Origin of the sequence: Rhodococcus sp. H29-C3, assembly GCF_030063405.1 — a bacterium.
GTDB lineage: Bacteria > Actinomycetota > Actinomycetes > Mycobacteriales > Mycobacteriaceae > Rhodococcoides.
The window spans coordinates 1-13,396 of the sequence record NZ_JASITC010000033.1; the positions used below are offsets into that span (position 1 = coordinate 1).

Genomic DNA, 13,396 nt, shown 5'->3' on the forward strand with positions numbered 1-13,396 from the left:
CGAACCCGCGGGTCGTCAAACGCAAAATCATCAAATGGGCAGCCAAACGCTCCCGGCACCAACACCATCCACAACCCACAATGTCACCCCAATGCACTGTCATTCAGCATTAACTGAACGGTATTGCCCTTAGTCTCGATCCACCGACTGAGGTGATGCACTGTGGTCGATGTTCGAATCGTGGGGTCGGGGTTTATCGGGCATGTTTCATCCGCTGGTCTACCCAGCATTTCCACGATTGTCGGTGCTCGGGCCGAGTCGGCGTGCCGGTCAGGATCAGGCAGGATTGGGTGGACTGGACCCAATAATGTTGCGCCATAGTTGAAGCCACGCATCGAGCCACGGCCACTTTCGCGGTAGATGCAAAGTAGGTGCGCGTTGTGGCCGCACGAAGCGGGCAGGAATGTTGACGATTTTCCGCCGTAGCGTCATCCCGCGAGCCTTCGCGTGCCGGCCGCCTGCCACGGTTCCGGCAGCGCGCAACAGGTTGTGCGCTATCGCTGCGCACTGCACCCAGGCCGAGTTCGCGCCGAACGATCCCGAGGGCATGTGCGCGAGCGGTCCGTCGATCAGATCCGAGAACACGGTTTCGATGATCGCGTGTGCTCGGTGGGTGACGTCGGAGGTCGTTGTCGGCAGGGTGCTGTTGGTGAAAAACGGGTGATACCGCCACACCGGGAACAGTGCGTCGCGGTAGCGCGCGTCTTTGACCCGCCGCACGATCAACCGTGCCGTGACCGTATGCGCAGTGGAAGAGAAAGCAGTGAAACCGATTTCGGCGACCTCTGCGTCGGAGATCCAACCACCGGTGTCGGGGTCGCGCACTGCTCCCGGGTATTTCACCGGAGTCCACGCATCGTCAGCTATCGAATCGATTGCCCGCTGCACGAGCCGGTTTTTGATCAGCACGAACGAAAACTCGACGCGGGCGTCGATGCAGGCTTTCACGACGCGGCTGTTGCCGTAAGCGGAGTCACCGCGGACCATGATCGTCCCGGTCGCTCCGGCCATCCGGGCGGTGGCGACCGCTTGGGCGACCATCCGAGCAGCTCCGGTACCGGAGCCGGCTTTCCCTGCCCGCAGTCGCATTCCCGCGATCACTGGCGCCGAGTCGGCGGTACTGATGATCGTCGCGAGCGGGGAGAGGCCTTTGCGGAGGATCTGCTTGCCCGCGATTTTGGAGTGGCCGTAGGAGGCACCTTGTTTGGCGTGCCCGTACACCGGACGCAGGAGCGAGTCGATGTCGACGAACGCTCGCTCTGCGATGCCGGGCAGAATATCGGTGCGGGCGGCGAGAGCAACAAGGTGCCCTCGTAGGACGGATTCGAGTTGCCGATTGTGACCGAAAGTAAACTCGCGCAGCAATGTTCCCACGGTCGAGGGTGCATAGACGGATCCGAAGAGGTGCTTTATACCGCCGGATCGGAGGAGGTCGATATCGTCGATGCTGTCGGCGCCCGCGCACATTGCCGCGATCAACGTCGTCAACTTCGGTGCCAGGTTCGCTGCGGCCGATGCGATCTTCGGGGCGGTGATGGCCACCTTGTCCGCCAGTAGTTCGGTCAATCCGGTCTGGTCGGCGAGGGTCATGACCGGCAGCAGTCCCGCGCAGGACACGAGGTGGTCGTCGTCGAACTTCGCGGAATCAGCAGTGAAGGTGTGGGATGATCGCACTGGAAGTGTCCTGTTGGTCTGGTCCGATTTGTTGTGTGAGAACTCAAATCATCCCAGCTCGGAGGGCACTTTCTTCAGTTCGACACCCCACTACCTCGCAGATTCATCGGTGGATCGAGGCTTAGCCGTCATGTCAGAGATCAGCTGACGTTCGTCATCGGTAAAGGCCGGGTCGGCAGCCGGTGGGCTGAGCAGAATGCTCGTTTGAGGCTGAGCGGCTGGACCAACCGTGATCCATCGCATCGTGTCGTTGCCAACGTCGCTGCGGACCTCGAATCCGAGGACATCGCGGTAGAACTCAACGGAGGCCGCAGGATCGACGTGTGGAAGAACTGCTGTCTGAATCGTGATGTCCATGCCGGTCACAGTAGTTCGCCGCGGGCTGCCCGCGCTTCTTGATTCCTGATCGGTCTGGACACTTGCTTCATCACACACGGTGGAAGGCCCGACGCCCTTTCATCCGTCTCGTCGCGGTAGACGGTCGGCGGCATCCCCACAAGCTCGGTGAAGCGGGTGCTGAAAGTACCCATTGAGGCGTAGCCGACCGCAAAGCTGATTTCAGTCACGCTGAGTTCACCGATGCGCAACAAAGCCATCGCGCGCTCGATGCGTCGGGTCATCAAGTAGATGTACGGCGACTCTCCATATGCAAGCCGGAACTGGCGGCTGAGGTGTCCACTCGACATGCTCGCGCCGCGGGCGAGGGCTTCTATATCCAACGGTTCGGCATACTCCCGGTCCATCCGCACGCACGCGCCGCAGCCGTTCGAGATCGAGCGCACGCTGCGCCCCGGACGCACGACGGGTCATCCACACGATGATGCCATCCACACCTGCACAGTCAGGGCATCATCTCACCAGCACTGATGCGCTGATTGGTTGAGAACCAAGGTGTCGAAACGTGTGTGTAACACCGCATCTCGTTGTCGGTACGGAGACGTGCCGATGTGGGACGAGTAGGTTCCTGCAGGTCAGGTGCGTTCTGGGTACGTTGTTGCCGGTCTTGGTAGATGTGCCGCGGCAGGCTCTCGTTCAGCGAGGTGTGCTCGGTTGGGGAGCAGGAGTGGTGTGGCCAGTAGGAGAACTCCGGAGCACGGTGAACAAAGAACGACGGCCAGCGAGCGCGGGCGGAACTGCTCCAGCTAAGTTCACATGAGTCTGTGGCCATAGTCCTCAAGTGCCTGGTTGAGAATGCGCAGGGCCTTCGGTCCGACGCCGTGGAGCCGTGCGAGTTCGCTGGGCTCAACGTCGATGACGTCACTCAGGTTCTTGTAGCCGGCGGTGGTCAGGGCACGGGTGGCGGGTGCCCCGATTTTAGGCAATCCGTCCGTCGGTGTCGGCATCTCAGTTCTCCTACGTGGTGGTCGGGTCCGGAAGGGGCTCTCGGGCGGTGACGAGCAACAGGATGTCCTTCGCGAGGAGGCGGATCGTCTCACCGCGGCCGAGGTGCCAGTTGGTGTCGGCGGCCTCGAGACGGTGTCCGTCGAGGTCGACGCCGAAGAACTTGAGATTGCGGGGACCGAAATGATCGAGGACGTGACGGATCGTGGCAATCGGTGGTGCTTCGAGGCCTAGGGGTTCGGTGATGTCGAGGCCGTGGATGACGTCATGGGTAAGCGCCCCGGCTTGGCCACCTCCTGGGGGTCGCCAGGTGTGTTCGACATTGGTTGCCAACGACCGAAGCAGGTCGTCAGCGCTCATCACGGACGCGTCGTGGCGCGCCGCGTGGTCTGCGAAACGGGCGAAGCTTCCGTGTGCTTTGACAACGCCCCACCCTACGGCCCAGCCGGAGTATCGGTAGGCCATCGTGAGGTGAGCTGTTACCTCGCGCACGCGCCAGCCCTCACACAGTGACGCATGATCCCAGCCGGCAGGCTCGAGTCCCTGCAGTACGGCGACCAGACGGCGACGCTCGGCGACGGTCACCGCATACAAGACTTCAGTGGTGCTAGATGCTGGCATCGGCACAATCCTTTCCTCGGGAAACCTTCATGGACTTCTACGCTCGGCGTGCTTGAAACTCATCGGTGAGTTCATCGGGGCGGCAGGCTGGTCGGGAGGTCGAACTGAGCGAAGCGATCCTCGGTGCCCAGAAAGGTCGCGATGTGGCTCACAGCACCGTCACGCAACTCGATCAGCACGATGCCGAACGGCCGGAGTACGCCGTCGCTGTCCGGTCGGTACTGCCCGAAGCCCGGTGAGCCGTTGACGGGGGTGGCGACAAGCCGTGCACCGCACCATCGCACGCTCCGCTGGTCATCAGTCTCGCGAGCAAGTCCCGGCCTTGGACCCACCACGCGAATGGAGGCATCGAACTCTGAACGTCTTCGCGGAGTATGGCCTTGAGCTCCGCGATGTCGTGGCGCTCGAACGCCTCTACGTAACGGTTGAGGAGCGCGCGCTGCGCGGCGTTCGTCTCGTTCAGAGGGTCCGTCGGGGCCGGGCTGTGCTCGGCCAGCGTCCCCCGCCCCCGCTGCAGCGCACTGTTCACCGCCGCCACGGACGTGCCGAGAATGTCGGCGGTCTCCGACGCCGAGAACTGGAGCACATCACGCAGAACCAAGACGGCGCGCTGTCTTGACGGGAGGTGCTGCAGCGCAGCGAGGAATTCCAATCGGACCGTCCCGCGTTCGACCACGACGGTCACCGGATCGCGGGCGGTGATGATCCGACTATCCGGCATCGGCTCGATCCAGCGTTCCGCAGGCAGCGGCGCACCCAGCGGAGCACCGGCTTCAGCGGCCGGCCCGAGGTCCACCGCCGTCGCTCTGCGACCCGGGCTGCGCAGCATGTCGACGCACACTTTGGACGCGATACGGAAAAGCCAAGGATTCAGCGGCCCACGGCCGGGTCATAACGATCGGCGTGTGCCACGGCGCGGAGCATGATCTCCTGCACACCGCCAACCTCATTGGTCGCCAAGCCAAGCATTACCCGGCCCCCGCCCGGAGTACCAACATCATCGCTGCTGGTCAAGCCATTGTCGTTGTTGTCCGCGCGAGTATTACCGGGACCCCGTCTATCTCGGTACGCGCTTTACGGACTGGCGGCAGACACCAGGATCAGTCCGTCAGGCGTTCCGCATCGGCTACGAGTCCGTGAGGCCTCTCAGTCCGGTCGAGTCACGCTGGATAGAGATTCTCATATTGTGGCAGGGGATTCTTGCCATACCGGGCGAGGATGACTGTGCAGGGTGGGCGTCAGCATTGTGACCCCGCGAGCCGCCAGCACAGTCACTTGACAGCCAGCGCACATGCGAGTGTGCACAGCCAGGTCGCGCACGGTACGTGTGTGTGAAAATGCCTGCTGCCGGGAATGTCTCCTGCACGACATTGACATCACCGTTGCTCGCTTCTCCCAGCTGGCCCAGGGTGATGCCGATCCGCCGTCTGGGGCGTGTGGCTGAGCTGACCCCTATGCCCGACAATCATGGTGTGAGAACCAACGTGCTTGATTCGACCTCGCGAGACGTTCCGTCGTCATCTCTGATGCAGGATGTTGCGGTCGGAATGGCGATTGTCGTTGTGAGTGCGGCGGTGGTTTGGCTGGGGGGTGATTCGACGGCGTCGTTGCGGTCGCCGTGGTGGTTGGTGGTTGCTGTGGTGCAGTGCGCAGCTGTAGCGGCGTGCCGTCGACTACCGGGATGGGCGCTCGGTATCGCATGGGTGGGTGCACTTGTCCAAGTGTGGCTGGTGCAGGAAGTTGGTCCGCAGAACGTTTCGGTGTTGGTGGTCCTGTTTGCGGTCGCTGCTCATGGTTCACGAGCACTGCGGGTTGTCGGGTTCATCTCGGCAGTGGCAGGTGGTGTGCTCGCAGGCTGGTTCATTGCGGTGGCGATACCTGACTCTATCGGGGCTCCGGCCGGATCCATCCCATTCTTGACCGCTTTGTGTGTGTCGTTTTTACTGTTGGCGTGGATCGGTGGTGTACTTCGTGCGGTGACGCGGCAGGCGACCCAGGATAGGACGATGGCCACTGTTGTTGCTGAACGCGCCCTCTACACCGTGGCGGTCGAGGAGGAACGTTCCCGGATCGCACGAGACATGCATGACGTGGTCGCGCACTCGCTGACCGTGATGATTGCGCAAGCCGAGGGTGCACGTCTGGTCGCCGAGACACAAGGCGGCGCATCTCCGGAGGCTTTACAAGTAATCGCCGATACCGGAAGAGAGTCGTTGGCCGACGTTCGAGGACTTCTGGCCGGACTACGAGCGGGAGCACGCGAGTCACCTGGGCCGTCGTTGTCGAGGGTTGCATCACTGTTCGCGCAGTTCGAACAATCCGGTATGCCGCTCGACGTGAGGACCGCGGGACACTCCCGGAAATTGTCGACGCAGGTCGACATCGCGGCCTACCGGATTCTTCAAGAGGCTTTGACGAACGCGCTGCGCCACGGCGACCAGCACCTACCGACAATCGTTCAAATCCGATGGTGCGAGAAGGAACTGAAGTTGCTGGTCCGCAATGGTGTGCGGGCGGAAGTGCAGGTGTTCGGACGGGGTCATGGCGTCATCGGAATGACCGAACGTGCGCACCTCGCCGGTGGTGCGCTGACTGTCGGCCCCGCACCAGGTGAAGTGTTCGAAATGGACGCATCGTTTCCCTACACACGGAGTGAACGCCAGTGACAATCCATGTGGTGGTCGTCGATGATCAGAAACTGTTCCGTGCGGGAATCCGCATGATCCTGGGTACTCAACCAGATATCGTGCTGGTGGGTGAGGCATCGTCCGGCTTGGACGCGGTCCATCTCGTGCGCGATCTCGTCGATGTCGATGTGGTGCTGATGGACATCTCGATGCCGGGCCTCGACGGCATCGACGCGACGGCTGCTGTCACCGCGCTCCCTGATCCACCCAGGGTCATCATGTTGACCACTTTCGATGACGACGACAACATTGCTCGTGCGATAGCGGCCGGTGCCAGTGGGTTCGTGTTGAAGGATATTCGCGCGGAAATGCTCATCTCCGCGGTGCGTTCGGTCGCGGAGGGCACCGCTGTCTTGGCTCGATCTGCAACCCTTCGACTCGCCGCACAGCATGTGCCCTCTCGGCTTCCGGCACCGGCATCCTTCGCTACCCTCACCGAACGTGAGCGTGCGGTGTTCACACTCGCCGCAACCGGACTCAACAACGCCGAGATCGCACAGACTGCATTTTTGAGTGAGGCGACCGTCAAGTCGTATGTATCACGCATCCTCGGGAAACTCGGCCTTCGTGATCGCGTGCAGTTGGTGTTGTTCGCGATCAGGCACGAGCTGACGGACTGACAACCGAGCCATTACCCGATGTTGGCGCCAACATGCAACATCGGGACACATGAATACCCCTTGAGTACGACGACCGGAGCCGCCGTCCGTCTATAGCGTGGGATCTCCCTCGTCGAAAGAGAACCCGTGTTTCCTGCCTTCACCAGCACCGCCAAGTCGACAATCTTCATCGCTGGAGTCCTTTTGATCGCATTGACCACCGCCGGTGTCGCGGGCGGTCTGATTCTCGCTCTCTCGCCACTGCTGATGACACTGCTGATGATGTTCGTCATCACCCGTGACGGCTACTCCCGTATCGGTTGGCGCACCATCGGTATCACACGTCTCGGCCTCCGGTGGTGGCCGACAACACTTCTTGTCACTGCCGGCGTCAGCGCATTGACTTATGCAGCGGCGATCGCTTTCCGGGTAGCCGAAACCACCGCCATCGCAGCGACGGCGTGGCCGAACTTGGCCAGCTTGTGCCTCACAGGTGTGATTTTGGCGTTCGCCGAAGAGATTGGTTGGCGTGGATACCTTCACGCGCAGCTGCGTGAGCGCACCGCTGTTGTGAAGTCATCGATCATCATCGGTGTGGTGTGGGTGTGCTGGCACCTGCCGTACATCCTGTTCACCACCTATTACCACACCGACGGAAACCGAACCGTGGTTCTGATTCTGTTCTCCTGCAGTGCGTGTGCTTTCTCGATTTTGTTCGGCCTTCTCCGAGAGCGCTCCGGCAGCCTCTGGGTCGCTGTTCTGGCGCACGCTGGTCACAATGTCGCTTTTGCGTGGATCGCCGCCGAGTTCGTCAATACCTCGAACCCGGTGTTGGTGAACGAATATCTCGCCGGCGATACAGGGCTTTTCGTCCTGATCGGCACCGTGGCGAGCGCCACGTTCCTGCTGATGCGCCGCAGCCACATCAAGCCGCGTCCGCGCGCATGCACTGCCGCGTGAACACCGAGCCGTCACCGTGCGGAAGCCCGATTCGGTTCCGCCTCGAATGCCGTTCACATGGCACGAGCCGACGCTCAGGATGATCGCAGCAACGGGAAGAACGAGAATCACCACGCCTGCGAGCAGCGTATTTCTCGGGGCCCGTGATTTCGCCCCTCTCTCCGGATCATGATCAGACCATTGCCGACCAGGACGACACCGAGCGCAAACGCACTAACTACTTAGGGTCATCGGTCAGCGGAAACGCGGTCCGCCGAGTTGGCGGTGCGGATGACAGCATCGAGCGTGGCGGTCAGGACAGATCGATCGACTCCTGCTGACCAACCGGACCCGTCGGCAGTGCGGTACTCCAGCATTGTCACGGCGTCGCTATCGTTGCCGGAACGAACGCTGGTCTGGGTCAGGCCGAGAACGTCGACATAGCGGTTGTGTGCTGCCAGCGCTTCGATGAGCGACTCGACCGGTCCAACTCCTTCATGGGTACTCTCGCTCTGTTCCCCGTAAATCTCAACCGTGACCGAAGTCGTATTTCGTCCGTGTTCTTCGTGCGAATCGAAGCTGACCAGTGCGACATCTTCGGCGTTTTTCCCTTCGGCGTATACCTCGCGAAAGATGCTCCACAGCTGGACGGAAGAGAGTTCGGTGCCTACAGCGTCCATGCGGCGTTGAACGTGCCGGGCGAGGTCGATCTGGAGCCGGCGCGGGAGTTCGAGGCCGTAACCGGTTTCCAGGAGGTAGGCGATTCCTCCTTTGCCCGATTGAGAGTTCACTCGGATGACCGCATCGTAGGAGCGGCCGATGTCCGCGGGGTCGATGGGCAGGTAAGGAACACGCCACTCGGCGGCAGCGTTGAGACCGCTCTCCTTCTGCGTCCGGGCATGATGCTCGGCGAATCCTTTTTTGATGGCGTCTTGGTGTGTCCCACTGAAGGCGGTGTGTACGAGGTCGCCGACGTAGGGGTGCCGTGGGTGCACCTCGAGCTGGTTGCAGTATTCGACGGTGCGGCGAATCTCGTCGATGTCGGAGAAGTCGATCATCGGATCGATGCCTTGCGCGTGCAGATTCAGTGCAAGGGTGGCGATGTCGACGTTGCCGGTGCGTTCGCCGTTGCCGAAGATGCAGCCCTCGACTCGTTGCGCACCGGCCAGGACAGCGAGTTCGGCGCAGGCGATTCCGGTTCCTCGGTCGTTGTGCGGGTGCACAGACAGGATCACACTGTCGCGGCGTGCGATGTTGTTGTGCATGTATTCGATCTGGTCGGCGTACACGTTCGGCGTGGCTACCTCGACAGTTGCTGGCAGGTTCAGGATGACCGGCCGCTGGGGGGTCGCATCCCACAGTGCGGTTACGGCATCGCAGATGTCGAGGACGTAGTCGGGCTCGGTCAGGTTGAATACTTCCGGTGAGAACTCGAAACGCACATTCGACAGGTCTGCAGCGAGTTCCCAGACGTCGGTCGCTCCGGCCAGGATCAAGCCTCGCAGATCGTCTGCGTCTCGACCGAGGACCACTTCGCGCCAGGTCGGTGCTGTGGCCGTGTACATGTGAATCACGACCTCGTTGCTGATGCCGCGCACGGACTCGACGGTTCGCTCGATGAGGTCCCGTCGCGCGGGGGTGAACACAACGATGGTGACGTCGTCGGGTGCGAGGGCTGACTGCGCGAGCAATCGCACGAAGTCGAAATCGGTCTGCGAGGCGGAGGGGTAGCCGACCTCGATTTCTTTGTAGCCCATAGCCACCATGAGTTCGAAGAACCGTTGCTTGCGTTCGGGATTCATGGGTTCTGGAAGAGCCTGGTTTCCGTCCCGAAGATCGACAGGTACCCACAATGGGGCTTCAGTCAGCCTCCTGTCCGGCCAATTCCGCACAGTAAGCGGAACATCGACCTTGCTGTACACGTCGCGGTAGCGATGCGACCGCATTTGAGATCGTTTTTGCCGGTTCCATGGCGGTGCACCGGATGGAACGGCACCGGCGGGAGTGGAAATGGTGGGGAACGCAGACATGGTGGTTGTAAACCTTTTAGTCGTCTAACCAAGGCGGTCGGCGTCGTTCACAGCGCCACGGAAGGGTGCCGACTCGACTAGACCCCCGCCGTGGCCGCTAAGAAGCACCAGGACTGTTTTAAGCACCTGAGCAACGTAGCACAGCTCCTCAGACAAGCTGAGGAGTAAGGTGCACGGAATGAACCAGGTGAAACGACTATCGCTGGCTGATCAGGCAGCCGATCTACTACTCGCGCGAATCAAGTCGGGTGAATGGCCGGTCGGAACCAAACTTCCGGGCGAGACCACGTTGGCTCCTCAGCTCGGCGTCGGCCGGTCGACAGTGCGCGAAGCCACTCGCCAACTCGCGGGCCGGGGGATATTGCTCGCACGTCAAGGGTCGGGGGTATTCGTCAACTCGGTCGACGAAGCAAGTGCCGAATGGGATCTGGTGTTGAAACGAGCGCACATCAAGACAGTTCTCGAAGCCCGCCTCGCGGTCGAGGGAGAGGCAGCCGAGCTGGCGGCGATGCGCCGAACCCCCGCAGATGTCGAGGCTATCCAGATCGCACTGCGGTTTCGTGCCGAGCGGCGATTCGAAGTCTCCGAATTGGTCGACGCGGACATCGCATTTCATCGAAGCATCGTCGCCGCATCTCACAATGAGATTCTGCTGAGCCTATTCGACACCATGACACCTCGGCTACGGAGTGCGATGATCGAAATGTTGTATATGGCAGATGAATTCGGAGACGACCCTGATCACCAGGCACATGCAAACGTGGTGGAGGCGATCTGCGGGCGGGACGCAAACAGGGCCCGGGCACTTACCCGAGCGCATCTTCACGCCCTGTCGAGCACTATGGGGTCGACGACGTAAGCAAAGACCGGCGAAGTCGAGCTGGTCTTCTCCGTAGAACCGGTACCCAGATGCTGAGTCGACGCGTGCCGTGAGTATCAGACCGGCATCGGCATAAAAGCGCAATGCGCTCGAGGCCAGTCCGCTTTTCTGTGCGAACGAACCAATCGACATCAATCCGAAATCAGCTATCCCCACATCATTGGGGTTCGACCTACCGAAGGTCAACCTATGGTAGTGACTGACGCCTGCCAACGTCATGACCCGCAAGGGCTGGCCGCAATTGTGTCTTCTTCTTGATCCTGATGTAGACCTCGTCGAGGTGCCACTTGTCGCCCGGGCGAGGGCGCCGTCTGCGCAACTGGTTGGCGTACTCCTGGCCGAACTGTGCGCACCAACGCCGGATCGTTTCATAGCTGATCACGACACCACGTTCAAGCATCATCTCCTCGACGTCGCGGAGGCTCAGTGGGAACCGGAAGTGCAACCACACGCAGCCGCTGATGATCTCGCTCGGGTACCGGTGGCCCTTGTACGACGGCGACGGGGTGCTCACCACCCGAATCCTGCCAGCCACCCGCTCAGCTCGCCAACGTGACAGTGCCGATCTTCGTACCAGAATCCACGCTCCCCGCGATCAAGTCCCCTCACCCTCTTGGGGTCGCGTTGACCGTCCTTGCAATGGGCCAGTTCCGTGCACGTGCCCGCGATCGCAGCCGCAATAGAGTCACAGGCTGACCGCACCGAGCAGGGCTTCTCCTGGATCGACGACCGCAACGACGGCCGCGACGAACAGCAGCGCCGTCGCAATGGTCATCACAGCACCGAGCGATCCGAGGGTGACGAACATCCGACGGTGGGCACGGTCTGTCGTGTCCGACGATCTGTAGCGTCGGAAGGCGATGACGGTTCCGGTAGCGACTACAGCGATCACTACGGCGGTAGCGACAATCACCGCCCAGTTGTAGTGCTCGACCTGTGTGAGCAGCTCGAGCAGTGGCGGCCTGGAGTCTCCGCTCTGCACACCGTTCTCGATCAGAGACTGCGCTGTCTGCCCGTCCGCGTTGTCAGCGGAGAGCATCGGAAGCAGCGCAACTACGGGTGCGACCGTCGCCTGGATGTTGAGCACAGCCAGAAACACCGAAAACAATGACAGCACAGTCGTAGTGGCCGCCGCGACCACGCAACCTACGCCGGCCGTCAGAGCTCGCCGCCACAGAGTCGCCGCGAGCAGACCCAGAACCGCGGTCAGCAGCACCGAGATGACGATCTTGATCGCGTGCCACTCGAACCAGTAGTCCACCATCTCCGCCAAGCCGGGAGGATAGGTGCGGACTCCGTTACCCCAGTAGTCGACCAAGCCGCGGCCGAGCAGCTCACTCATGACGGATTGATTCTGGAACTGCGGATAGCGTCCGCGTAACAACGCGGCCGGGCCCAGAACGAACGCGGCCACCAATGCCGCTCCGGCGCATGACAACGCAACGATCGACCAGCGGCTTCGGTTGACGAACCTACTCATTGATTGACTCCCTTCCGGGAGAGAGTCAATCAGCAGGTACTCGATTGCACATCCATCTGTAGTACTACATCTGACGAACGAGGTACCAGCTCGAGATTCGATGCTCGATCGCTGGCCGCGCCGGACTGTGGCAATCGTCACCGCGGCCAGGATCAACCCTGCAACCGTGATGAAGTCGGATTCGGTCAACCCTCTGTCTGCATCGACCACGTTGTTGTGCATCGTTTTTGGTTCCTCTCGGTGGATGGGGAGTTTGCGTGGGCGCTCCGGTGAAACTGTGTGTTGGGGCGAGCGTCCGGGAATCGAAGCCGTAATGTTCTCGTCGTTTGCCGTGGCCACCTTGCGCGGCTGTGCCAGTGTCAGAGATTTGCGCAGCGGGCCTTGCGGTTCTTTGAACTGCTACCAGGCGAATGTCGAAACCGCGCAGAAGCGTCGGCGGACACCTGCACTCTCTAGCGTCCGGTCCCCAGATTCGGCCTACCCGCTGAGCGGCGTTCTCCGGGTTCGGGTGTGCATTTTGACCATCGTCATACCGGACGGACGGGAACGGCCGTCTGTGTGCGATCGACGTCAACGTATAGCCTCTGAAATCGTCCGTTATGAGTCCATTTGCTGAAGTCCAGTAGTCCGCTGTTTCTAGTGGACAGATCGGACGTATAAGGGGGGAGTGGGCATGAAAGTTGGCTACGCACGCTGTTCTACCGTCCGCCAAGACACGGCCGTTCAAGTCGGGTTGCTCACGAAGGCCGGCGTACACCGCGATCACATCTACATCGATCACGGAGTCAGCGGCCGGCAAGCGAAGCGGCCCGGACTCGAGAACGCGATCAATGCCAGCCGCGAGGGTGACGAATTTTGCGTCATCAAGCTCGACCGGCTCTCCCGGTCGGCAGGGGATCTCCACGAGACCGTCGACCGCTTGGCCGCGCGCGGGGTGGCATTGTCGATAGACGGCAAGGTTTACGACCCGACAGACCCGATGGGCAAAATGTTCATCGGAATGCTCGGCTTGATGGCTGAATTCTCAGTTATCTCGACACACCGGAACTCCAGCCTGCACGAGTTGGAAGTCGCTGCGTGATGCAGTAGATACCGGCAACCTGAGGGGAGTCCGGTATGAAAGTGATCAAGCACTCGGCGGCAGG

The 13,396-nt window shown here is 61.2% G+C and carries 11 protein-coding genes and 4 pseudogenes; 5 read left to right on the top strand and 10 right to left on the bottom strand.

The annotated features are described in order from the left end of the window. Positions 1-276 precede the first annotated feature (276 nt). The 6 genes and pseudogenes from QMK32_RS24605 to QMK32_RS24630 form a co-directional block, all read right to left on the bottom strand. Positions 277-1,674 (bottom strand): IS1380 family transposase, encoded by a 1,398-nt coding sequence (locus QMK32_RS24605; RefSeq protein ID WP_283478176.1) that lies wholly within the window; start codon positions 1,672-1,674, stop codon positions 277-279. Between the two features lie 120 nt (positions 1,675-1,794). Then, a pseudogene (locus QMK32_RS24610) lies at positions 1,795-2,031 on the bottom strand (VOC family protein); the annotation flags it as partial. 5 nt (positions 2,032-2,036) lie between these two features. After that, positions 2,037-2,484 (bottom strand): annotated as a pseudogene (locus QMK32_RS24615) (helix-turn-helix transcriptional regulator). Positions 2,485-2,822: 338 nt separating this feature from the next. After that, positions 2,823-3,017 carry a helix-hairpin-helix domain-containing protein gene (locus tag QMK32_RS24620; protein ID WP_283478177.1) on the bottom strand — a complete coding sequence of 65 codons (195 nt, stop codon included), beginning with the start codon at positions 3,015-3,017 and terminating at the stop codon, positions 2,823-2,825. Positions 3,018-3,027: 10 nt separating this feature from the next. After that, entirely contained in the window at positions 3,028-3,636 is a 609-nt protein-coding gene (locus tag QMK32_RS24625; RefSeq protein ID WP_283478178.1) for a maleylpyruvate isomerase family mycothiol-dependent enzyme, read from the bottom strand. Between the two features lie 172 nt (positions 3,637-3,808). Next, positions 3,809-4,465: a sigma factor-like helix-turn-helix DNA-binding protein gene (locus QMK32_RS24630; protein ID WP_283478179.1), complete on the bottom strand. Its 657-nt coding sequence runs from the start codon at positions 4,463-4,465 to the stop codon at positions 3,809-3,811. A gap of 643 nt (positions 4,466-5,108) precedes the next feature. Between QMK32_RS24630 and QMK32_RS24635 the strand changes: the two genes are divergently transcribed. From QMK32_RS24635 to QMK32_RS24645, 3 genes are all read left to right on the top strand, one after another. Further along, positions 5,109-6,302: a sensor histidine kinase gene (locus QMK32_RS24635; protein ID WP_283478180.1), complete on the top strand. Its 1,194-nt coding sequence runs from the start codon at positions 5,109-5,111 to the stop codon at positions 6,300-6,302. Next, entirely contained in the window at positions 6,299-6,943 is a 645-nt protein-coding gene (locus tag QMK32_RS24640) for a response regulator (RefSeq protein WP_283478181.1), read from the top strand. Before QMK32_RS24635 ends, QMK32_RS24640 begins: the two co-directional genes overlap by 4 nt. 126 nt (positions 6,944-7,069) lie before the next feature. Continuing rightward, positions 7,070-7,882: a CPBP family intramembrane glutamic endopeptidase gene (locus QMK32_RS24645; RefSeq protein WP_283478182.1), complete on the top strand. Its 813-nt coding sequence runs from the start codon at positions 7,070-7,072 to the stop codon at positions 7,880-7,882. Positions 7,883-8,109: 227 nt separating this feature from the next. Here the strand turns inward: QMK32_RS24645 and QMK32_RS24650 are convergent, their stop codons facing one another. Further along, complete coding sequence (locus QMK32_RS24650) at positions 8,110-9,807, bottom strand: 2-isopropylmalate synthase (protein WP_283478183.1); 1,698 nt, start codon at positions 9,805-9,807, stop codon at positions 8,110-8,112. Between the two features lie 262 nt (positions 9,808-10,069). Between QMK32_RS24650 and QMK32_RS24655 the strand changes: the two genes are divergently transcribed. Beyond that, positions 10,070-10,750, top strand: a complete 681-nt coding sequence (locus tag QMK32_RS24655; protein ID WP_283478184.1) for a FadR/GntR family transcriptional regulator — start codon at positions 10,070-10,072, stop codon at positions 10,748-10,750. 27 nt (positions 10,751-10,777) lie between these two features. Here the strand turns inward: QMK32_RS24655 and QMK32_RS25315 are convergent. The 3 genes and pseudogenes from QMK32_RS25315 to QMK32_RS24670 all read right to left on the bottom strand — a co-directional run. Then, positions 10,778-11,143: pseudogene (locus QMK32_RS25315) on the bottom strand (MerR family DNA-binding transcriptional regulator); the annotation flags it as partial. Continuing rightward, positions 11,028-11,285: pseudogene (locus tag QMK32_RS24665) on the bottom strand (IS6 family transposase); the annotation flags it as partial. The pseudogenes QMK32_RS24665 and QMK32_RS25315, both read right to left, overlap by 116 nt. 171 nt (positions 11,286-11,456) lie before the next feature. Further along, positions 11,457-12,251: a hypothetical protein gene (locus tag QMK32_RS24670; RefSeq protein ID WP_283478185.1), complete on the bottom strand. Its 795-nt coding sequence runs from the start codon at positions 12,249-12,251 to the stop codon at positions 11,457-11,459. Between the two features lie 673 nt (positions 12,252-12,924). Here QMK32_RS24670 and QMK32_RS24675 point away from each other — a divergent pair. Then, on the top strand, positions 12,925-13,332 hold the full coding sequence (locus tag QMK32_RS24675) for a recombinase family protein (RefSeq protein WP_283478186.1): 408 nt from the start codon (positions 12,925-12,927) through the stop codon (positions 13,330-13,332). Positions 13,333-13,396 lie beyond the last annotated feature (64 nt).